Source organism: Vibrio cyclitrophicus (genome assembly GCA_023206055.1).
GTDB classification, from domain to species: domain Bacteria; phylum Pseudomonadota; class Gammaproteobacteria; order Enterobacterales; family Vibrionaceae; genus Vibrio; species Vibrio cyclitrophicus_A.
Map to the genome: position 1 here is coordinate 913,249 of CP065366.1, position 20,992 is coordinate 934,240.

A 20,992-nucleotide genomic window follows, 5' to 3' on the forward strand; every position below is an offset into this window, starting at 1 on the left:
GACGACAGAACGTAAAAGAGGGTAGCTCAGTGCTACCCTCTTTTGTTTTCTTTTCTTTTCATCTTACTCTTGGTTGTTTTTGGCTTTTTCTAATAGATCCGTGAAAAAGTGGCGCAACGAATAGAGCATGATCAAACTTGGTATCACCATAAGTGCGGTTAGGATAAAGAAGGTTGACCAATCATTGAGGTAATCAACCAGTTCACCACTGAAAGAGGCTAGCGTTGTCCGACCGAAGTTACCCAAGGATGCGAGTAAGGCATATTGGGTTGCTGAGAAGGCCTGCCCGGTTAGAAGCGTTAAGAAAGAGACAAAGGCTACGGTTGAAAAGGCGGTCGTGAAGTTGTCGACAATGATCGTTGCCAAGAACAGCGTTTCACTAGGGCCGACCTGAGCAATCCATGCAAACATGAGGTTGCTGGCCGCCATTGCAACACCACCGATCATAAGACCACGCACAATTCCGAACTTCACATTGAAGACACTGCCTAGCAAGGTGAAGAATATGGTCGCCCCCCAACCAATTAACTTCGAATAGTGTCCGATCTGTTCGTTACTAAAACCTATCTCTTTATAGAATGGTACAGACATCCGGCCTAAGAAGGCTTCACCTATTTTAAATAGGAAGACGAACAACAGTAGGGTAATGGCAACTTGAACGCCGTTTCGTTTGAAGAAATCATAGAACGGTTCTAGCACTGTAACACTAAACCAAGCCACGACTTTCGAACCCACAACTTTATTGTGTCGCTGCTGTGCTTCTTTTTGTAGCGCTTCACGTTGTGTTGTTGGCTCACCGACAAATAAGGTGAATAGCATCAGAATAATCACAACGCCAGCCATTCCGTAGTACACGCCATTCCAACCGATCGTATCGGCATTGATAAAGGCGAGATAACCCGGAAGAGAATAGCCCGTCCACCATCCCATCACAGCCATTGCGGATGCTTGTGGTAATTTTGATGATTCTGATTTTGGGAAGGTATCAATACGAAATGCATCAATCGCGACATCTTGAGTTGCAGAAGCAATCGCGATCCCAAGAGCAAGCATTGAAGTGAACATCAAATCATTGGCAGGGTTGACTCCGGCAATGAATAGCGTGCAAATCAATACAAAGCTTTGGCATAGAAATATCCAACTGCGTCGTTGGCCCAGCATCGCATGTAGGATTGGCAGTTTTACTCGGTCAACCAATGGAGCCCATAGAAAGTTAATCGCATAGACGGCAAATACACTACCAAAGTAACCGATGGCAGCGCGCGTTAAACCTGCATCTTTTAGCCAACCAGACATGTTGGATCCAATAAGAACCCATGGGAAGCCACTTGAACAGCCGAGCATAAACACCCAAAGTAGACGTTTATCTAGGTAGCTGCGGAAAGTCTGCATCCAAGAGAGAGAGGGAGTGCCTGATGACATAGGGCGTCCTTGTATAGAAAAACGCCCTTAAGAAATAAGGGCGTTAGATTGGTTTACTTAAGAAGGGTCACTTTAGTTATGACGATTGGGTCGACAGGGATGTCTGACATGCGGCCCATTCGCTTGGTTGGAATCGTTGCCATCTTTTGAACAACATCAAAACCTTCAGTTACTTTGCCGAATACAGCGTAGCCTGCGTTACCACCTTTTGCGTTCAAGAAGTCATTATCTGAGAAGTTAATGAAGAACTGGCGAGTTGCAGAATCTGGCGCATTGGTACGAGCCATCGCGATTGTAGCTGTATCGTTTTTCAGGCCGTTACTGCCTTCATTCTTGATAGGAGCATAAGTCGCTTGTTGATTCATCTCTTGATCGAAACCACCACCTTGCGCCATAAAGCCAGGAATCACACGGTGGAAGATAGTCCCCTCGTAGCTGCCATCTGCTACGTATTTAAGGAAGTTCTCAGCGCTAACTGGAGCTTGGTCTTGGTTTAGCTCAATAGTGAAGTCGCCTAATGTTGTTTCTACGTTCACTTTAGGACCAGCCCAAACGCTCACGCTCACCAGCATTAATGCAATAGAAGATAGAATGCGACCCATTAGAAACGTTCCTTCATGTAAGTTTGTAGTTCTTGGTCATTGGCGATCTCTTTCAATACCAAGTTGATTACATCGTTAAGCACCATTGCGATATCATCGTTTGAAGCACTTAATGTACCAGTGCGCGTTGCAGTACCATTGAATGTTTTAACGAGCTTGCCTTCAGGTGTTTCAGCTGTGATTTCAAGTGTTACTTTACCGTCCATTTTGTTTTCCATAATGGTGTGTTCTACGGTAACGAGTGCTTCTTGAATCTCTAAAACAATCGAGTTTTCACTGTTTACGCTTGCACGGTAACCTTGCGACTCTAACTGTTGAGCTACAGCGTTTTCTAGAGAAATACGCATGTTTTGCTTAGCGTGAATTGGCTGAATGTTTGAACGGCCACTATCAACCAATGCAACATATTGAGCGGCACGAATATCTTTACTGGTTAGTGTGTATGTTTTGCCTTGTACAAGGTTGCTTGAGCTTAGCGAAGCTTCTGGCATTACATTGATTTGTTCTTGCTGAGGGGCTGAACATGCTGTCAAAGCCATAATAGAAACAGCCAAAATCAGTTTTTTCATTCCTTTATCCTTTCTAAATTCACACCAGAAGCTCGGTATCTAAAATTCTTGTGAAGTCGTTTCTGCTTATTTATTAAAATTCGCAGGTTCTCTTGTTGCTTGTAATATCTCAAATTTTTGGTTTAGTTCAAGCGTTTCAACGTTAGCTTCACCAAATAGTCTTGCTAGTTTGACATCGTATCCGAGGTGTCGGTTACCAATAACAATTAATTTGCCTCCATTGCTTAGAACATGCTTTGCATCACAGAACATTTGCCATGCAATGTGATCAGTAATCGCTTGTTGTTGGTGGAACGGTGGATTACACATAACCAAGTAGGTGCTGTTTTTCTTGAAGCCATCTAAACAGTTGTTGGCGATAAACTGGAAGTTACCTTCCTCACCAAGGTTATCCTTGACGTTTTGGCGTGCCGATTCCACCGCCATGAAGCTCTCATCCACACAGGTGATACGAGCCTGAGGGTTTAATTGTCCTGCTTTAACACTCAATACACCGTTACCACAGCCTAGGTCGATGATATGACGTAGCTCAGGATCTTGTGGGATGTGCTCTAGCATATAGCGAGCGCCTTGATCGAGTGCTTCCCCTGAGTAAACATTTGGTAAATTTTTCAGGCGGATATCTTCACCGTCCACATCCCACTCAACAAAAGGCTCTACCGTTTGAATTGGCTGGCAGTTTGGCGACGAGAATATTAAGCGGTGTTTTTTCTTCGCTAACGAGGTTTTGGTTTCGCCTAGGTGTTTTTCGAACAGGTTAAGCGTAGAGGTGTGGATCTCTTTTACCTTGTTGACACCGATCACTTGGCAGCCTTCAGGCAAAGCTTGGCGTAGCTGACTCAATTGCCAAATGAGGTGACGATTTGTTTTTGGCAGCTGCATGATCACAAGATCGATACCGTGTGGGATATCATCCATTGTGTTCAGGAAGTTCACTCGGTTGCTTTGATTACGTTGCAAGTTTTTCAGGGAACCACGGTGAGAGATAAATGAGTCACTCATCATCGTGACATCATGATCTTTCGAGAACCAGGTCGATAGGGCACCGAAGCTGTCGTTCATGATCAGGATGTGTTTGCCAGGTTCAATGTTCATTTCTTCAACGTGACTAATAATGTATTCGTCGCCTGCATCCCAAGCTTGAAGGGTTTCATTTGAACGTTTAGGGAAACGATGTAAGGTCAAAGTTCTGTCGTGAAGGGTAAGTTCGGTTTTCATTGCTTGAGATACTTATGTAAGAAATAACAAAGATATTGTCTCAAATGCAGGCTGAACAAGATAGAAAAAACTCAACCAAACCCATGTCATTCGCTATGAAATACTCATACATTCGACTTGTTAGGGTTTATACTCACCTAACAGATAATGCCAATACGTTATTAAGGAATCACAATGATCCAAGAAGTTATCGAAACAAAATTGCACAATGAGTTTTCACCAAGTCATTTAAACGTGGTTAATGAGAGCTATATGCACAATGTTCCGGCTGGTTCTGAGAGTCATTTCAAAGTAATTGTTGTCAGCGATGTGTTTGAAGGTTTGCGTCTCATTGCTCGTCATCGAGCGGTAAATAAAGCGCTTTCAGAAGAACTAGCGAATAGTATTCACGCATTATCCATTCACACTTATACAAAAGATGAATGGATGAAGCAGCTAGATAACGTGCCAGATAGCCCTATGTGCATGGGTGGCGGCAAGTAAGAAAGCTCACGAATATAGAATAGGTGGTTATGCCGCCTTTTTTATCGCAAAGCCTATGTGTTTTTCGTTGTTACATCACTCAAACTGATGGCAAGTTGAACGGCTAAAAATACCTACAATGAGTAATGTTTTTATTAACAGTGTTTCAACATAAATCGTAAAATATTACTTTGTGACAGAGTATTAATCTCTTGTTTAAAACACGATTCAAAAGCCAATTTATCTGTGCGGCTCGTCAAATTTATACATATTTGAGAGACCATATGCTTCAAATCTCACCAAATAATGACCGTATTCAAGTTATTGATCATGGCATCAAGTTGTCAAAAAATGCTAGAATACCGCACCTGATAAATCTCACATAATACTTGTGATGATTTTATTAATGTGATGTTGCGATTCTGGTGCATTAAGTTTGCCAGAACCGGACACTGTAATGTCGTGTCTAAGGGCGATTTAAAACGTCCTGAATTTACGCAATTAAAAGAATCTTTTTCCCGATAAAGTAGTGCAAGTGCGTATGATTACAATAAAGAAGGGTTTGGATCTTCCTATCGCAGGAACTCCATCCCAGGTGATTAATGATGGTAAGTCCATCACTAAAGTCGCCTTGCTTGGCGAAGAGTACGTTGGTATGCGTCCTACGATGCATACTCGCGTTGGTGATGAAGTTAAGAAAGGCCAAGTTCTTTTTGCTGATAAAAAGAACCCAGGTGTTGTATTTACTTCTCCAGCAAGCGGTAAAGTTATTGAAGTGAACCGTGGTGCTAAGCGTGTTCTTCAATCAGTAGTGATTGAAGTAGCAGGCAATGAGCAAATCACGTTCAATAGCTATGAAGCTGACCAATTAACAAGTCTTGACCGTGAAACGGTTAAAGCTCAGTTAATTGAGTCTGGCGCATGGACCGCTTTGCGAACTCGTCCGTTCAGCAAGGTTCCAGCAGTTGATTCTGAAACTCAGGCTATTTTCGTTACTGCTATGGATACTAATCCGCTAGCAGCTGAGCCAGAATTAGTCATTAACGAGCAGTCTGATGCTTTCGTTGCTGGTTTAGATCTTCTTTCAACTCTGACTAACGGTAAAGTGTACGTTTGTAAAAAAGGTACTAGCTTACCTCGTTCAGCTCAGTCTAACGTTGAAGAACATGTTTTTGATGGCCCACACCCTGCAGGTCTTGCAGGCACGCATATGCATTACCTATATCCGGTAAATGCACAAAATGTAGCGTGGAGCATTAACTACCAAGATGTTATCGCATTCGGTAAGCTTTTCCTTACTGGTGAGATTTACTCTGAGCGTGTTGTTTCTCTGGCTGGTCCAGTGGTTAACAACCCACGTCTAGTTCGTACTCAAATTGGTGCTAGCCTTGAAGAGTTGACAGACAGCGAGTTAATGCCAGGCGAAGTTCGTGTGATTTCTGGTTCTGTACTTACGGGTACTGAAGCAACAGGTCCACATGCTTTCCTTGGTCGTTACCATCAGCAAGTTTCTGTTCTACGTGAAGGTCGTGATAAAGAGCTATTCGGCTGGGCTATGCCTGGTAAGAACAAGTTCTCTGTTACTCGTTCATTCCTTGGTCACCTGTTTAAAGGTCAGTTGTTCAACATGACAACGACAACAAACGGTAGTGACCGCTCAATGGTTCCAATTGGTAATTACGAGCGCGTTATGCCTCTAGATATGGAACCTACATTGCTGCTTCGTGATCTATGTGCAGGCGACATTGATAGTGCTCAAGCACTTGGTGCGCTAGAGCTAGACGAAGAAGATGTAGCATTGTGTACCTTTGTATGTCCAGGTAAGTACGAGTACGGTCAACTACTTCGTGAATGCCTAGATACGATTGAGAAGGAAGGGTAATTTTCATGGGCCTTAAAAAGTTTCTTGAAGACATCGAGCATCATTTTGAGCCAGGTGGTAAACACGAGAAGTGGTTTGCGCTTTACGAAGCAGCAGCGACAGTGTTCTACACGCCAGGTCTTATTACAAAGAAAAGCTCGCACGTTCGTGATAGCGTTGATTTAAAACGTATCATGATCATGGTTTGGTTCGCGGTATTCCCAGCAATGTTCTGGGGTATGTACAACGCGGGTGGCCAAGCTATCGCAGCACTTAACCATATGTACGCAGGCGCTGAACTAGCATCTGTTATCAGTGGTAACTGGCACTACTGGCTAACCGAAATGCTTGGAGCCTCCTTAGGAGCCGATGCAGGTGTTGGCAGTAAGATGCTACTTGGTGCGACATACTTCCTACCTATCTACGCAACGGTATTCATCGTTGGTGGTTTCTGGGAAGTTCTGTTCTGTATGGTGCGTAAGCACGAAGTAAACGAAGGTTTCTTTGTTACTTCTATCTTATTCGCGCTTATCGTTCCGCCAACACTTCCTCTATGGCAAGCAGCATTAGGTATTACCTTCGGTGTTGTAGTAGCTAAAGAGATCTTCGGTGGTACGGGTCGTAACTTCCTGAACCCTGCACTTGCTGGCCGTGCGTTCCTATTCTTTGCATACCCTGCACAGATTTCAGGTGACGTAGTTTGGACTGCTGCAGACGGTTTCTCTGGTGCAACTGCTCTTAGCCAATGGGCTCAAGGCGGCGGTAGCGCACTAATGAACGTAACATCTGGTGAAGCAATCACTTGGATGGACGCATTCATTGGTAACATCCCAGGTTCTATCGGTGAAGTATCGACTCTTGCACTTATGATTGGTGCAGCGATGATCGTTTACATGCGTATCGCTTCATGGCGCATCATTGCTGGTGTAATGATCGGTATGATTGCTGTGTCTACGTTGTTCAACGTGATCGGTTCTGATACTAACGCAATGTTCAGCATGCCTTGGCATTGGCACCTAGTTCTAGGTGGCTTCGCATTCGGTATGTTCTTCATGGCGACTGACCCAGTATCAGCTTCATTTACCAACAAAGGTAAGTGGTGGTACGGCATCCTAATCGGCGCAATGTGTGTAATGATTCGTGTAGTTAACCCTGCATACCCAGAAGGCATGATGCTTGCGATTCTATTCGCAAACCTATTTGCTCCTCTGTTTGACCATGTTGTAATCGAGAAGAACATTAAGCGGAGACTAGCGCGCTATGGCAAGTAATAACGATAGCATTAAAAAGACGCTGTTTGTTGTTATCGCATTGAGCCTAGTGTGCTCAATCATCGTTTCAACAGCTGCAGTTGTTCTTAAACCTAAGCAACAAGCTAACGCGGTTCTGGATCAGCAAACTAAGATCCTTGAAGTCGCGGGCATTGAACTTGCGGGTAATATCCCTGAACTGTACGCAGAGAACATTGAACCTCGTCTAGTTGATTTCGCTACTGGTGATTTCGTTGACGGCGATGCTGCTGCATACGACCAACGTAAAGCGGCGAAAGATCCGGCTCAGTCAATCAAGCTTTCAGCTGAAGATGACATCGCTAAGATCCTTCGTCGTGCTAACACAGGTACTGTATACCTTGTGAAAGATGGCGCTGAAACTTCTAAAGTTATCATCCCTGTTCACGGTAACGGCCTATGGTCAATGATGTACGCATTCGTTGCGGTAGAAACTGATGGCAACACAGTTTCTGGTATCACTTACTACGAGCAAGGTGAAACTCCTGGACTTGGTGGTGAAGTAGAGAACCCATCTTGGCGCGCTCAATTCGTTGGTAAGAAATTATTCGACGAAAACCACAAACCTGCTATTCAGGTTGTTAAAGGTGGCGCTCCTCAAGGTTCTGAGCACGGTGTAGATGGCCTTTCTGGTGCAACACTGACTAGCGTTGGTGTTCAACATACATTTGACTTCTGGTTAGGTGATATGGGCTTTGGTCCGTTCCTAGCAAAAGTTCGTGACGGAGGTCTGAACTAATGTCTAGTGCAAAAGAAATTAAAAAGAGCATCTTAGCGCCGGTGTTGGACAACAACCCAATCGCGCTACAAGTTCTTGGTGTGTGTTCTGCTCTTGCGGTAACCACTAAGCTAGAAACTGCATTTGTTATGACTATCGCGGTAATGTTCGTTACTGCTCTGTCTAACTTCTTCGTTTCTTTAATCCGTAATCACATTCCTAACAGTGTGCGTATCATCGTTCAGATGGCAATTATCGCATCATTAGTAATCGTGGTAGACCAAGTGCTTAAAGCATACCTATACGATATCTCTAAACAGCTATCTGTATTCGTTGGCCTAATCATTACTAACTGTATTGTAATGGGTCGTGCTGAAGCATTCGCAATGAAGTCTGCGCCAATCCCATCTTTCATCGATGGTCTTGGTAACGGTCTTGGTTACGGTTTCGTTCTTATCACTGTTGGTTTCTTCCGTGAGCTTCTAGGCTCTGGCAAACTATTTGGTATGGAAGTACTACCTCTAGTGAGCAACGGTGGTTGGTATCAGCCAAACGGCTTGATGCTTCTAGCACCTTCAGCATTCTTCTTAATTGGTTTCTTGATTTGGGCAATTCGTGTGTTCAAACCAGAGCAAATAGAAGCGAAGGGGTAAGGTAGTCATGGAACATTATATTAGTCTGCTAGTTAAATCGATTTTCATCGAAAACATGGCGCTTTCTTTCTTCCTAGGTATGTGTACATTCCTAGCGGTTTCTAAGAAAGTTAAAACTTCTTTTGGTCTTGGTGTTGCAGTAGTTGTAGTTCTTACAATTGCTGTTCCTGTAAACAACTTGCTTTACACCAATATCTTGAAAGAAAATGCACTGTTTCCTGATGTTGATTTAAGTTTCCTTAACTTCATCGCATTCATCGGTGTTATCGCTGCACTTGTACAAATCCTAGAGATGGTTCTAGACCGTTTCTTCCCGCCTTTGTACAACGCACTAGGTATCTTCCTTCCACTGATCACAGTTAACTGTGCAATCTTTGGTGGTGTATCTTTCATGGTAACTCGTGACTACAACTTTGCTGAATCTGTTGTTTACGGCTTCGGTTCTGGTGTGGGTTGGATGTTAGCTATCGTTGCTCTTGCGGGTATCCGTGAAAAGATGAAGTACTCTGACGTACCTCCAGGTCTACGTGGCCTTGGTATCACGTTCATTACTGTTGGTCTGATGGCGTTAGGCTTTATGTCTTTCTCTGGTGTTCAACTGTAGGGTAAGCACCCAGTAATAAGGAATAACAAATGCAAAGCATTATTCTTGGCGTAGCGATGTTTACCATTATTGTATTAGCTCTAGTACTAGTGATTCTTTTCGCTAAGTCTAAGCTAGTACCATCAGGTGACATCACTATTGCTGTAAACGGCGACCCTGAAAAGGCGATCGTTACTCAACCTGGTAGCAAGCTACTTGGTGCCCTAGCTGGCGCTGGTATCTTCGTATCTTCTGCTTGTGGTGGCGGTGGCTCTTGTGGTCAGTGTCGTGTAAAAGTTAAGTCTGGTGGTGGCGACATCCTTCCAACTGAACTTGATCACATCACAAAAGGTGAAGCTCGCGAAGGCGAACGTCTTGCATGTCAAGTTGCTATGAAAACTGACATGGAGATCGAACTAGACGAAGATATCTTTGGTGTTAAAAAGTGGGAATGTACTGTTATCTCGAATAACAACGAAGCTACTTTCATCAAAGAACTTGCTCTGGCTATCCCTGAAGGCGAAGAAGTACCTTTCCGTGCCGGTGGTTACATTCAGATTGAAGCTGAACCACATCACGTGAAATACGCAGATTACGATATTCCTGAGGAATACCGTGGTGACTGGGATAAGTTCAACTTGTTCCGTTACGAGTCTATCGTTAAAGAGCATTCGATCCGTGCTTACTCTATGGCTTCATACCCAGAAGAGAAAGGCATCATCAAGCTTAACGTGCGTATCGCAACTCCGCCGCCAAACAACCCTGACGTAGCTCCTGGTGTGATGTCTTCATACATCTGGTCTCTTAAAGAAGGCGACAAATGTACTATTTCTGGTCCATTTGGTGAGTTCTTTGCTAAAGACACAGACAATGAAATGGTATTCATCGGTGGTGGTGCAGGTATGGCGCCAATGCGTTCACATATCTTCGACCAACTTAAGCGTCTTAACTCTACTCGTAAGATGTCTTACTGGTACGGTGCGCGTTCTAAGCGTGAGATGTTCTACATTGAAGACTTCGACGGCCTAGCGGCTGCAAACGAAAACTTCGTGTGGCACTGTGCACTGTCTGATCCTCAACCAGAGGACAACTGGGACGGTTACACTGGTTTCATCCACAACGTATTGTACGAAAACTACCTGAAGGATCACGAAGCTCCTGAAGACTGTGAGTACTACATGTGTGGTCCACCAATGATGAACGCTGCTGTTATCGGCATGCTGAAAGATCTTGGTGTAGAAGATGAAAACATCCTACTAGATGACTTCGGTGGTTAATCCACTTAAGTGATTGATATTATGGCTGACTCCTGCGAGTCAGCCATTTGTTTTTCTAAGACTATTTTTGACAACATACTGACTTATATAAGAAAGAGTAAGGTATTCAAAAGACCTATTTTTTACTCTTATTTTTCCTTATATAAATCCTCAACATTAGACAGGAGTAAGCAAGTGAGAATTTGGCTTGTTGCATTAACTTCTTTGATTTTTCTTGCGGGCTGTGAGCAGCCAAGAGAGCAAGTGCATTTAAGTGGCCCAACTATGGGTACTAGCTACAATATTAAATACATCAACGGTGATGAATTTCCTGAGTCTAATGAAGTTCATACCGAAATCGATCGTCTACTTGAAGAAGTGAATGATCAAATGTCGACTTACCGTGAAGACTCAGAGCTGAGCCGTTTCAACCAACACAAAGGTGCGGACGCATTCGAAGTCTCTGAACAAACCGCTATCGTTGTGAAAGAAGCCATTCGTTTGAACGGTCTTACTGAAGGAGCGTTGGATGTTACGGTGGGTCCTTTAGTTAATCTTTGGGGTTTTGGTCCTGAAGCTCGCCCGGAAGTGGTTCCATCAGATGAAGAGCTCGCTGCTCGTAAAGCTAAGGTTGGTATTCACCACTTGAGCGTTGAAGGCAACAAGCTAACTAAAGACTTGCCTAATTTGTATGTCGACCTGTCAACCATTGCAAAAGGTTGGGGCGTGGATGTAGTTGCTGATTACCTTGATTCCATTGGTATTCACAACTATATGGTAGAAGTAGGCGGTGAAATCCGTTTAAAAGGCCTTAACCGTGAAAGTGTAGGCTGGCGTATTGCCATCGAGAAGCCAAGTGTTGACGAGCGTAACATTCAAGAGATCATCGAACCTGGCGATATGGCGATCGCAACGTCTGGCGACTACCGCAACTATTTTGAACACGATGGTGTTCGATACTCACATATCATCAATCCAGAAACAGGAAAGCCTCTTCATCATAAAGTGGTTTCTGTGACTGTTTTAAACCCGTCTTCAATGACTGCGGACGGCTTATCTACGGGCCTTATGGTCCTAGGTGAGGAAAAAGGAATGGAAGTCGCAAACCAGCATAACATCCCGGCGTTTATGGTGGTTAAAACAGCAGATGGCTTTAAAGAAATTGCTTCTGAAGCATTTAAGCCATACTTAGGTAAATAAGGTAAGCGAGATAATTATGAATACATTTCTGATTACATTTGGTGTTTTTCTTGCAGTAATCGCAGCGATGTCAATTGGCTACATTATCCAAAAGAAAGTTGTGAAGGGTAGCTGTGGCGGTTTGGGTGCTGTTGGTATTGATAAAGTATGTAACTGCCCTGAACCTTGTGACGCACGTAAGAAGCGTGAAGCACGTGAAGCTTACCGTGAAGAGAAGCTAGCTGAACGTCAACAAAAAGAAGCGGCTTGGAGTAAAGACCGTATCGCTTAATTGGTGACAGTCATAAGGGATAGAGTTATCTATGCCCTTAAATTGAAAAGCTCAAGATTATCGTCTTGAGCTTTTGGGTTTTTGAGGCCTAGCAATTAATCTTGGCATACTAAAATAGAAAAAAACGAATGACTATTGTTCGATTTGCATGCTGTTGCGCGCAAACACGAGCTGGTTTCTGCCTTGTTCTTTTGCCGTATAAAGAAGCTCATCAGCGGCTTTGATCTGTTCATCTAGCTTCGCGTCTAAATCGGTTACGCCGATACTGATACTGACCTTGATTCTTTGAGAGTCATGCTCAACAACGTGGCTTTCAATGGCTTCTCTCATGGACTCTAAGTTGTCAACAAAGTTCTCAAACGCACCGCACGACTGAATACAAAACTCTTCGCCACCGAAGCGTACAGCGACATCATCTTTGAAATGATCTTTGATGATTTTCCCCACATCGACCAGTACGGCATCACCACCATCGTGGCCAAAGGTATCATTCACTTTTTTAAAGAAGTCGATATCCATCATCGCGATGTTTCGTTGATCGCAGCCCTTACAAGTATTATTGAACAGGTAGCGACGATTCCATAAGCCAGTAAGAGCATCCTCGTTGGCATGTCGAAACAGCTCGTTGGCCGCTTCTTTCATATCAAGCAGTTGATGGATACGGCAGAAAAACTCTTCTTGGTTAAAAGGTTTATAAAGGAAGTCGTTAGCGCCAGCTTTAAGAAATCGAGCCGTCATGGTGCGATCATCACTCCCTGATAGCCCTAGAATAGCCAACTGGTTGCGATCGTGATCGCGTCGAATCTCTCGGATCATCGCTATACCGTCTTTCTTCGGCATATCATGGTCAGTCACAACGAATGTAATATCGGGATCGTTATTAAGAAGTTTTAATGCTTGTTCGCCATCTTCGGCTTGGATAGTTTGGATATATTGGTGTTCTAGAAGTTGAGCTATGTAACGGCGAACGACCGCTGAATCGTCGACAACCAATGCTTTGTGATGGCGGTTATTCGAAATTCTTTGAACTAGAGGGAGTAGGTAGCTTACCGATGACATACTGTCTTTAAGTATGTAATCGATAACGCCTTTTGCGAGGACTTGCTCTCGCAGTTGATTGTCGAACATCCCAGTAAGAACAATTATTTTCTGTTGATAGCCTAAGACGAGATCAATGATCTCACCGTCTTGCCCGTCAGGTAAGCAGTAATCCAATACGGCACACAAGAAATCCGTCTCTTGCTCCAAGATTTTTTTTGCTTCTGCAATCGATTCAGCAACTGCTACCTCATAACCGCTATTTTTCAGCTGTTGGTACAGGTAGTTGCGGAATGCACGGCTATCTTCCACTACTAGTATTTTTTCACTCACAAGCGATCCCTACTTATAGACTAAATACTCGTTAACAATAGTATCAGAAGAGCTCATGGCTATTGAAGCGAAACCTCTTTAGCTGGACTCGAGATCGTTTTAAATCTGATAATAATTGGATTATACTGTTTATAGATACAGTTGTAAGGTCGAGTGATTCCTAGATGTGTAGTGCGGGTGAAGAGAAAGTAAGAAAAATAATCCATGTCGATATGGATTGTTTTTACGCGGCTGTAGAAATGCGTGATAACCCTGCTTACCGAAATCGTCCTTTAGCTGTTGGTGGGCATGAAAAGCAACGCGGTGTTTTGAGTACCTGTAATTACGAAGCTCGAAAGTTTGGTGTTCGCTCTGCAATGCCGACCGGAAAAGCCCTACAGCTTTGCCCCAATCTGTTGGTTGTGCCGGGAAGAATGTCGGTCTACGTCGATATATCTAAAAAGATCCGTGAAATCTTCTCTCGATACACATCTATTATCGAGCCTCTTTCCTTGGATGAAGCTTTCCTTGATGTCACCGACTCTAAGCAGTGTTATGGGTCAGCAACACTTATTGCCGAGTCGATTCGTCGTGATATCTGGAGTGAACTGAACCTGACCGCTTCTGCAGGAATAGCACCGATTAAATTCTTGGCGAAAGTGGCCTCGGATCTTAATAAGCCCAATGGTCAGTTTGTTATCCCTCCACAGGACGTTCAATCAGTGATTGATGAGCTGCCACTTGAAAAGATTCCCGGTGTCGGCAAGGTGAGCATTGAAAAGCTGCATCAAGCGGGTTTCTTTACTTGTAAGGATATTAAGGAGTCCGACTATCGAGATCTCCTACTCAAGTTTGGCCGTCAAGGTGCATCACTCTGGAAGCGCAGTCATGGCATTGATGATCGAGAAGTTATCATCGAGCGCGAGCGAAAATCGGTAGGTGTAGAGCGCACCTTCACCCAAAACATTTCAACCTACGCTGAATGTTGGCAGGTAATCGAAGACAAGCTGTTTCCTGAGCTTGAAACTCGCTTAGAAAAAGCCAGCCCAAGTAAAGCGATCATCAAACAGGGCATTAAGCTCAAGTTCGCCGACTTTCAACAAACCACTATTGAGCACATCCACGCCTCCCTCGATCGCGAGCACTTCAAAGAACTGCTAAGTGAAATACTGAAAAGACAACAGGGGCGAGAAATACGCTTGCTTGGTTTAAGCGTAATGCTGCAACCTAAAGACCAAATGCGTCAGTTGAGTTTCTTTTAAGGAAAGGCGCTGAGAACTTGTGTTTAGAAGTGCTGGTGTTTGAATACCGACTAGACTTCACAGCCTAGCCGGTTTATCTAAATATGGAAGTTGGCTTACCTAGGAAACTGTTTAACTCGCGCTAAGGTATCACTGAATGGCTGTTGTTCTAATTTTCCGTAACCCACCATTTTACTGGCTTTAAGCTTGGTTGAAAGCGGGGTGGCGATTCCGCATAGAAAACGAGTAATGGCTTCGTCGGTGATCAATTGTTGACTCTTAGATACAAACTCATTAATCCATGTCATCACCGTCTCATCATCGACAAGTTCAACATCAACGGTTGGTAAGATAGCCACTTCTCCTCGACATACAGAACAATGACCACAGTTTGCTGGAGCTTTATCATCGGCAAAGTAACTCGCAAGGCGTGAGCTTAGGCAAGTATCTGCCTCAAAGAAACTCAGCATTTGGTTAAGACGGTTTATCTCGCTGTGCTCTTTTGCTTTAAATAACTCAGTTAGACGCTCTGACAGTTGCATCATATCTTCAGAGGTATTATGGATCGCGTAGACATCGGTGATCTGTTTGCTTTCTAGCTCGATCCAACCTTGTTCATTGAAGTAGTCGATAGCCGCAATCACACGCTGGCGATCGGCTTGGAAGTGTGTCCAAAGCGCATCGAAATCGACTTGGCACCAGACTCTTGCTTGTGGTGAACATTGGAAAATCGCTTCTACGAAATTACGACGTTCGCCTTGGAATTGCTCGCAGATCTGCTGCTTAGGGCGAATGAACTTAAATTTGTAGTCAGCGAAGTAGCTGTATTTGGGCTCAATCACGCCTTCAATTTCGAGGTAAACCAACAGTGTCTTAAGCGGCAGCTGACGAATGTTGGATTCACGCGATAGTTGGTTAAGCATGATCTCCCATTGATTCGAACCTGAAGCATTAGTGTTTTGGTTTTCGTAGATCTCTTTTAATACTGCCTGGATCGATATGTTGTCTGGCGTATCGCCAAAAACGAAGTTCTCGAGTGTGCTCAAACCATGTTTGTTAGCCAGTAAAATACATTCAGATGCTTGGCTATCTCGACCAGCCCTGCCGATCTCTTGCGAGTAGTTCTCTATCGATTTGGGTAAGTCAAAGTGAATCACTCGGCGAATGTTGGACTTATCCACGCCCATACCAAAAGCAATCGTTGCCACGATACAGTTGACGTCATCACTCATGAACTGATGTTGAATGGCGTCTCTGTTTTCAGGTTTAAGGCCTGCATGATAAGCCACGGCATTTACACCAGCGTTACGAAGTTGCTGAGCCACCATCTCTGCTGTTTGCTGAAGGGTGACATACACAATAGTCGGAGCGAGAGAAGCTTGGTTAACCACATCACACAAGGTTTCTAGTTTGCTAGTTTGTTCGCAAGGTTGAATCGACAGGTCGAGGTTTTGACGATAGAACCCCGTCACCACAACGCGTTCCTCGTCAATTTCGAACTTAGATTTCATATCTTGGATAACAGAGGTTGTCGCTGTTGCCGTGAGCAGTAGTACCTGAGGAATATTGAGCTGTTTTTGGTATTGAGGAAGCTTCAGGTAGTCTGGTCTAAAGTTATGTCCCCACTCAGAAATACAGTGCGCCTCATCGACCACAAGTAGCGAGATTGGAACCTGAGAAATGAACTGGCGAAAGCGTTCGTTCTTCAAACGCTCGACGGAGATCATCAGGATCTTGGTGTCTCCGTTACGCACAGACTGCATCACCTGTTGAGTGGTCTGTCTGTCTTGGCTAGATTCTATCGCAGCGGCGCTAATGCCTTTACTGTGTAAGAAGCTCAACTGGTCTTTCATTAAGGCTAACAGTGGAGAAATAACCAAGGTTAAATGAGGTAACTCTAACGCTGGTAATTGGTAGCACAGTGATTTACCTGAGCCCGTCGGGAATATGGCCGCGGTAGAGTGACCGGATAGAACATTATCAATGACTTGCTTTTGCCCATTACGCAGTGAATCGAATCCGAATACTTGTTTTAGCTTCTGCTCAATCATTTATGTTCTACCTGAGTTATTAAGTGTCGTATTGATGCTAAAGCGGTCACCTCTCGATGATAGCGCTGCTTTATGAATCAAATGTCTTGCACCTGATTGTACCTAATTCTATTCTGTAGCTCCTATAGAAAAGCACTTCAAAAGTATGAATAAGTCTGAGCTTCTACAAATAATCATAGAGCAACTTGAATCCCGATTACGTATCGCACAATCTGCGACTCAACGCGCCATTGACGCTGCGACAGATGAAGAGACAGTACCTGAGCATAAGTACGATACATTGGCACTAGAAGCTTCATATCTTGCCCATGGTCAAGCGATGCGAGTGCAGGAGTGTGAAGATGATATCCAGTGCTACCGAAATCTCGTCTTACGAGACAGTGAAAAGATTGCAGTAAGCAGCTATGTTGTGGTTATTGACGAAAATGATGAATGTAAACACTTTTTCATTGGGCCAAGAGTCGGAGGACTTTCTGTCGCGTGGAATGATCATGAGGTTGCTATCGTAACGGTGAACGCACCTTTTGGTCAGGCTCTAATGGGTAAAGAAATCGGTGATGAGGTTGAGTTCATGGTTGCTGATAAACAGTTTTGCTACGAAGTTATATCTATCGACTAACTAACTGGCTAATAGATATAAACGTTTCTCTGACAAAGAAGCATAAACCCAAGGTATAGTAATTTGTCAGATTGATGAGAGGATGTTATGAAAAGCAATGTATTTATGAAAAATAATGTATTAATTGCATCACTAACAGCGGTTATTGCTGTTGTGAGCCTGCCAACGTTTGCAGCGCAGTGTCGAGTTGATTTGAAGAATGAATTACGAATCGATGACCAAAAAGTCGAAATCCATCAAGTGAATGGCGATACTGCTGTCTTCGATGAAAACAATGACCTCTATATCCATGGCGAGAAAGTTGAGCTCGATGCTGACCAACAAGCCGCGATAGAGAAGTATCGTGACAGCATGAGTGAGTATTTACCTCGCGCAAAGCAAATGGCTAACGAGAGCTTAGCATTAGCCAATGACGTTATTGATGATATTGCTGCTAGCCTAGATTCGCCTGAGTCGTTTGATAACGTAAAAGAGTCAATGAAGACGTATTTTGCTGAACTTGAGGCGCGTTACTACAAAGATGGTGAGCTAGTACTACCAGCAGACAGTTTTGATTCGATGGCCAATGGCTGGTCTGAAGATTTCGAGAAGGCTAAAGATATCTTTAACCAAGAGTTTATATCGAGTGCTTTCAATGCGATGTCGGAAAAGATGAAGCAAGAGGGTGGGTTAAATCTTACTGAACTGGCTGACAGCATTGCGGATCTCAAGCTTAAAGTTGAAGAGCGAATGAAAGAACATGCTCAGCAAATGGAAGAAGAAGGCACTGAGTTCTGTGATTCACTTGATGAGATGGCAGAACAAGAGCAAGAGCTGCATGAAATCATTCCGAACTTGAAAGACTACCAAGTATTCACGATTTAATTTTAATCTAATGATGAATAGCAAGAGCACCGGTTGGTGCTCTTTTTGTTTGTATTGTTCACTCAATGATAAGTATCAATTTTGTGGTCGAGCTTTATGGATGATCCTTTGATACCAAATACTGATAAACTATCGAACTGTATTGTTGTTAATTTTGTGGTTCTAAATAGCGTATTGATTGTAAAAATCAGAGAATTGTTCATTTATTGGTTGTGTCTATCATTACTTTTGATTACTGTACTTTTCAACTAGTTCACTGATTTTTATGCGGGCAATATGGACCAACAATCTTCCTCTTCAAGAGAGCACTTTAGTTCTCGTTTGGGTTTTATTTTAGCAGCGGCTGGCGCAGCTGTTGGCTTAGGTAATATTTGGGGTTTCCCAACTCAAGTGGCGAGCAATGGCGGTGGTGCTTTTCTGCTTGTTTACCTAATCATGATCTTCGTGGTTGCTTTCCCGATGCTGGTGGTGGAGATGGCGATTGGCCGTCATGGTCAAGCGAACCCTGTTGATAGTATGCGTTCGCTAACGGCTAATCCTCTAGGCAAGAAAGTCGGTGAATTTGTCGGTTGGATTGGCCTCAGTGTTCCAAGCGCCGTGTTGGCGTTTTATAGCATTGTCGGCGGTTGGTTGATCTGCTTCCTAATCGGCGCTGTTGCTGATCTGATTGGCTTAGAGGCCATTGCAGACTGGTTTAAAGGCTTTAGCGTTGAACGTAATGTATTTGGTACTGTTGCGTTCTACGTACTGACGATTTTGATTGTACAGGGCGGCGTTAAGCAAGGTATCGAGAAATGGTCGACGCGTTTAATGCCAGCACTGTTTGTATTGTTCGGTCTATTGTTTGTCTACATCATGACGCAATCAGGTGCGATGGAAGGGTTAAAGCATTACCTAGTTCCAGACTTTGAAAAGGTGTGGGATCGAAAGCTGATTCTAGCGGCGATGGGACAAGGCTTCTTCTCGCTCACCATTGGTGGCTGTTCAATGTTGGTTTATGGCTCTTACTTAAGTAAGAAAGAGAACCTGCCAAAAATGGCGATGAACGTAACCTTGGTTGATACCGCTGTTGCTTTTATTGCTGGCTTAGTGGTTATGCCTGCCATGTTTGTTGCGATGCAAAAAGGCGTACAAATCTATGCAGAAGATGGCTCACTATTAAGTTCTGACACGCTAGTGTTTACAGTTCTACCGTTGATGTTTGATAGTTTAGGTGTGCTTGGTCAGATCTTTGCGATTGTGTTCTTCTTACTACTAACGATTGCTGCACTTACTTCTTCTATCTCGATGCTTGAAGGGCCTGTAGCGCTAGTGAGTGAGCGTTTCAATACCAGACGAACACCAACAAGCTGGGTGATTGGTGGTGCTATCGCGCTGTTTAGTGTGGTGATTGTTTACAACTTTGCTGCGATGTTTGGCATGGTAGCGATGATAGCGACTCAATACCTTCAACCGGTCGCCGCACTGATGTTCTGCCTGTTTGGTGGCTGGGTGTGGAGCCGAGCTTCAAAAGTGAAAGAGCTTGAACATGGTTGCCCTGACTTTCAGCTTGGTTGGTTTGGTAAAGTGTGGCCAATGTATGTCAAGTTTGTGTGCCCAGTCTTGGTGGCAACAGTTATCTGGGCTTCATTTGGTTAGTCGACCATTTAACATCTAGATGATTAGACCTGTAGTTCAAGGCCACTCTTCATGAGTGGCTTTGTTGTTTTTGTATCGAACAAGTTTGTTTTACTCGATAGAAAAAAGGCGCGGAACATACAGTTCAGCGCCTTTTCAATTTTGGTTTAAGTAATGTGATTACTTAATTTCCATACCTTGAGCTTGCAAGTCGGCATGGTAAGAAGAACGTACAAACGGGCCACAAGCTGCGTGAGTGAAGCCTAGTTCAAGGGCAATCTCTTTCAGCTCATCAAACTCAGAAGGCGGCACGTAGCGTTCTACTGGTAAGTGGTGACGGCTTGGTGCTAGGTATTGGCCTAGTGTCAGCATCGTTACACCATGTTCGCGAAGATCTTTCAATACTTGAACGATCTCTTCTTTCGTTTCACCAAGACCCATCATCACACCTGATTTCGTTGGGATGTCTGGGTGTTGCTCTTTGAATTTTCTCAACAGATCAAGAGACCATTTGTAGTTCGCACCTGGACGAGCTTTACGGTATAGGCGCGGTGCTGTCTCTAAGTTGTGGTTGAATACATCTGGCGGGTTGTCTTTCATCAGATCAAGCGCAACGTCCATACGACCACGGAAGTCTGGAACCAGTGTTTCAATGCGAATGTTTGGATTCTGTTCGCGAATTTCACGGTTACAGTCTGCAAAATGCTGAGCACCACCATCACGCAGGTCATCACGGTCAACTGAAGTGATTACAACGTACTTCAGCTTCATGTCTTTAATCGTCTTAGCCAGTTTCTTCGGCTCTTCTGCTTCAGGAGCAACAGGACGACCATGGGCAACATCACAGAACGGGCAGCGACGAGTACAGATAGCGCCAAGAATCATAAACGTTGCCGTGCCGTGGTTAAAACACTCGGCTAGGTTAGGGCAAGACGCTTCTTCACAAACTGAGTGCAGGTTGTTTTTACGCATTGCTGATTTGATTTCTTGAATACGATGGCTGTCTGAAGGAAGTTTAATCTTCATCCATGCTGGCTTACGTAGAACTTCTTTCTGTTCAGCAGGCATATTCTTTACGGGAATTAATGCCATTTTGTCAGCGTCACGATATTTAACGCCTTTTTCCATTTGGATTGGTTTGCTCAT

General features: G+C 43.9%; 20 protein-coding genes. 13 read left to right on the forward strand and 7 right to left on the reverse strand.

Going from position 1 to position 20,992, the window contains the following annotated elements; translation table 11 throughout:
• Positions 1-63: 63 nt before the first annotated feature.
• The 4 genes from ITG09_03980 to ITG09_03995 form a co-directional block, all read right to left on the reverse strand.
• Positions 64-1,422: an MFS transporter gene (locus tag ITG09_03980; protein UPR52813.1), complete on the reverse strand. Its 1,359-nt coding sequence runs from the start codon at positions 1,420-1,422 to the stop codon at positions 64-66.
• 53 nt (positions 1,423-1,475) lie between these two features.
• Positions 1,476-2,024 (reverse strand): peptidylprolyl isomerase, encoded by a 549-nt coding sequence (locus tag ITG09_03985; protein UPR52814.1) that lies wholly within the window; start codon positions 2,022-2,024, stop codon positions 1,476-1,478.
• Entirely contained in the window at positions 2,024-2,593 is a 570-nt protein-coding gene (locus ITG09_03990; protein ID UPR52815.1) for a hypothetical protein, read from the reverse strand. Before ITG09_03990 ends, ITG09_03985 begins: the two co-directional genes overlap by 1 nt.
• Positions 2,594-2,659: 66 nt before the next feature.
• A complete protein-coding gene (locus ITG09_03995) occupies positions 2,660-3,811 on the reverse strand; it encodes a methyltransferase (GenBank protein ID UPR52816.1) in 1,152 nt (383 codons plus the stop codon).
• Positions 3,812-3,985: 174 nt separating this feature from the next.
• On the opposite strand from ITG09_03995, the gene bolA reads away from it, so the two are divergent.
• From bolA to nqrM, 9 genes are all read left to right on the forward strand, one after another.
• Complete coding sequence (gene bolA / locus ITG09_04000; protein UPR52817.1) at positions 3,986-4,294, forward strand: transcriptional regulator BolA; 309 nt, start codon at positions 3,986-3,988, stop codon at positions 4,292-4,294.
• Between the two features lie 520 nt (positions 4,295-4,814).
• Positions 4,815-6,155, forward strand: a complete 1,341-nt coding sequence (locus tag ITG09_04005) for a Na(+)-translocating NADH-quinone reductase subunit A (protein UPR52818.1) — start codon at positions 4,815-4,817, stop codon at positions 6,153-6,155.
• Positions 6,156-6,160: 5 nt separating this feature from the next.
• Positions 6,161-7,405: an NADH:ubiquinone reductase (Na(+)-transporting) subunit B gene (locus tag ITG09_04010; GenBank protein ID UPR52819.1), complete on the forward strand. Its 1,245-nt coding sequence runs from the start codon at positions 6,161-6,163 to the stop codon at positions 7,403-7,405.
• Positions 7,395-8,162 (forward strand): Na(+)-translocating NADH-quinone reductase subunit C, encoded by a 768-nt coding sequence (locus ITG09_04015; GenBank protein UPR52820.1) that lies wholly within the window; start codon positions 7,395-7,397, stop codon positions 8,160-8,162. The genes ITG09_04010 and ITG09_04015 overlap by 11 nt, the downstream gene beginning before the upstream one ends.
• Entirely contained in the window at positions 8,162-8,794 is a 633-nt protein-coding gene (locus tag ITG09_04020; GenBank protein ID UPR52821.1) for an NADH:ubiquinone reductase (Na(+)-transporting) subunit D, read from the forward strand. The genes ITG09_04015 and ITG09_04020 overlap by 1 nt, the downstream gene beginning before the upstream one ends.
• A 7-nt stretch (positions 8,795-8,801) precedes the next feature.
• Positions 8,802-9,398, forward strand: coding sequence for an NADH:ubiquinone reductase (Na(+)-transporting) subunit E (gene nqrE / locus ITG09_04025; GenBank protein UPR52822.1), 597 nt, complete (start codon positions 8,802-8,804; stop codon positions 9,396-9,398).
• 29 nt (positions 9,399-9,427) lie between these two features.
• Positions 9,428-10,654 carry an NADH:ubiquinone reductase (Na(+)-transporting) subunit F gene (locus tag ITG09_04030; GenBank protein UPR52823.1) on the forward strand — a complete coding sequence of 409 codons (1,227 nt, stop codon included), beginning with the start codon at positions 9,428-9,430 and terminating at the stop codon, positions 10,652-10,654.
• A 174-nt stretch (positions 10,655-10,828) separates the two neighbouring features.
• Positions 10,829-11,833 carry an FAD:protein FMN transferase gene (locus tag ITG09_04035; protein UPR52824.1) on the forward strand — a complete coding sequence of 335 codons (1,005 nt, stop codon included), beginning with the start codon at positions 10,829-10,831 and terminating at the stop codon, positions 11,831-11,833.
• A 16-nt stretch (positions 11,834-11,849) separates the two neighbouring features.
• Entirely contained in the window at positions 11,850-12,104 is a 255-nt protein-coding gene (gene nqrM, locus ITG09_04040; GenBank protein ID UPR52825.1) for a (Na+)-NQR maturation NqrM, read from the forward strand.
• 132 nt (positions 12,105-12,236) lie between these two features.
• Here nqrM and ITG09_04045 read toward each other — a convergent pair whose 3' ends face one another.
• Positions 12,237-13,475 (reverse strand): response regulator, encoded by a 1,239-nt coding sequence (locus ITG09_04045; GenBank protein UPR52826.1) that lies wholly within the window; start codon positions 13,473-13,475, stop codon positions 12,237-12,239.
• A gap of 164 nt (positions 13,476-13,639) precedes the next feature.
• Here ITG09_04045 and dinB point away from each other — a divergent pair, with 164 nt between their 5' ends.
• Positions 13,640-14,716 carry a DNA polymerase IV gene (gene dinB, locus ITG09_04050; protein UPR52827.1) on the forward strand — a complete coding sequence of 359 codons (1,077 nt, stop codon included), beginning with the start codon at positions 13,640-13,642 and terminating at the stop codon, positions 14,714-14,716.
• 95 nt (positions 14,717-14,811) lie between these two features.
• Here dinB and ITG09_04055 read toward each other — a convergent pair whose 3' ends face one another.
• Complete coding sequence (locus tag ITG09_04055; GenBank protein UPR52828.1) at positions 14,812-16,746, reverse strand: RecQ family ATP-dependent DNA helicase; 1,935 nt, start codon at positions 16,744-16,746, stop codon at positions 14,812-14,814.
• A gap of 145 nt (positions 16,747-16,891) precedes the next feature.
• Here ITG09_04055 and ITG09_04060 point away from each other — a divergent pair, with 145 nt between their 5' ends.
• The 3 genes from ITG09_04060 (at position 16,892) to ITG09_04070 (ending at position 19,867) form a co-directional block, all read left to right on the forward strand.
• The gene (locus tag ITG09_04060) at positions 16,892-17,365 is read left to right on the forward strand and encodes a GreA/GreB family elongation factor (protein ID UPR52829.1); all 474 of its coding nucleotides are present in this window, start codon (positions 16,892-16,894) and stop codon (positions 17,363-17,365) included.
• An 87-nt stretch (positions 17,366-17,452) separates the two neighbouring features.
• Positions 17,453-18,229 (forward strand): YggN family protein, encoded by a 777-nt coding sequence (locus ITG09_04065; GenBank protein ID UPR52830.1) that lies wholly within the window; start codon positions 17,453-17,455, stop codon positions 18,227-18,229.
• 276 nt (positions 18,230-18,505) lie between these two features.
• Positions 18,506-19,867 carry a sodium-dependent transporter gene (locus tag ITG09_04070; GenBank protein ID UPR52831.1) on the forward strand — a complete coding sequence of 454 codons (1,362 nt, stop codon included), beginning with the start codon at positions 18,506-18,508 and terminating at the stop codon, positions 19,865-19,867.
• A 159-nt stretch (positions 19,868-20,026) separates the two neighbouring features.
• Here the strand turns inward: ITG09_04070 and lipA are convergent, their stop codons facing one another.
• Positions 20,027-20,992, reverse strand: coding sequence for a lipoyl synthase (gene lipA / locus ITG09_04075; GenBank protein ID UPR52832.1), 966 nt, complete (start codon positions 20,990-20,992; stop codon positions 20,027-20,029).

Bases quoted from the DNA above. Each gene is read 5' to 3' on its own strand.
- ITG09_04015 (UPR52820.1), top strand. From the start codon at position 7,395: ATGGCAAGTAATAACGATAGCATTAAAAAGACGCTGTTTGTTGTTATC.
- ITG09_04060 (UPR52829.1), top strand. From the start codon at position 16,892: ATGAATAAGTCTGAGCTTCTACAAATAATCATAGAGCAACTTGAATCC.
- nqrE (UPR52822.1), top strand. From the start codon at position 8,802: ATGGAACATTATATTAGTCTGCTAGTTAAATCGATTTTCATCGAAAAC.
- ITG09_04005 (UPR52818.1), top strand. From the start codon at position 4,815: ATGATTACAATAAAGAAGGGTTTGGATCTTCCTATCGCAGGAACTCCA.
- bolA (UPR52817.1), top strand. From the start codon at position 3,986: ATGATCCAAGAAGTTATCGAAACAAAATTGCACAATGAGTTTTCACCA.
- ITG09_03980 (UPR52813.1), bottom strand. From the start codon at position 1,422: ATGTCATCAGGCACTCCCTCTCTCTCTTGGATGCAGACTTTCCGCAGC.
- dinB (UPR52827.1), top strand. From the start codon at position 13,640: ATGTGTAGTGCGGGTGAAGAGAAAGTAAGAAAAATAATCCATGTCGAT.
- ITG09_04070 (UPR52831.1), top strand. From the start codon at position 18,506: ATGGACCAACAATCTTCCTCTTCAAGAGAGCACTTTAGTTCTCGTTTG.
- lipA (UPR52832.1), bottom strand. From the start codon at position 20,992: ATGAGCAAACCAATCCAAATGGAAAAAGGCGTTAAATATCGTGACGCT.
- ITG09_04010 (UPR52819.1), top strand. From the start codon at position 6,161: ATGGGCCTTAAAAAGTTTCTTGAAGACATCGAGCATCATTTTGAGCCA.
- ITG09_03985 (UPR52814.1), bottom strand. From the start codon at position 2,024: ATGGGTCGCATTCTATCTTCTATTGCATTAATGCTGGTGAGCGTGAGC.
- ITG09_04020 (UPR52821.1), top strand. From the start codon at position 8,162: ATGTCTAGTGCAAAAGAAATTAAAAAGAGCATCTTAGCGCCGGTGTTG.
- nqrM (UPR52825.1), top strand. From the start codon at position 11,850: ATGAATACATTTCTGATTACATTTGGTGTTTTTCTTGCAGTAATCGCA.
- ITG09_03995 (UPR52816.1), bottom strand. From the start codon at position 3,811: ATGAAAACCGAACTTACCCTTCACGACAGAACTTTGACCTTACATCGT.
- ITG09_04055 (UPR52828.1), bottom strand. From the start codon at position 16,746: ATGATTGAGCAGAAGCTAAAACAAGTATTCGGATTCGATTCACTGCGT.
- ITG09_04030 (UPR52823.1), top strand. From the start codon at position 9,428: ATGCAAAGCATTATTCTTGGCGTAGCGATGTTTACCATTATTGTATTA.
- ITG09_04065 (UPR52830.1), top strand. From the start codon at position 17,453: ATGAAAAGCAATGTATTTATGAAAAATAATGTATTAATTGCATCACTA.
- ITG09_03990 (UPR52815.1), bottom strand. From the start codon at position 2,593: ATGAAAAAACTGATTTTGGCTGTTTCTATTATGGCTTTGACAGCATGT.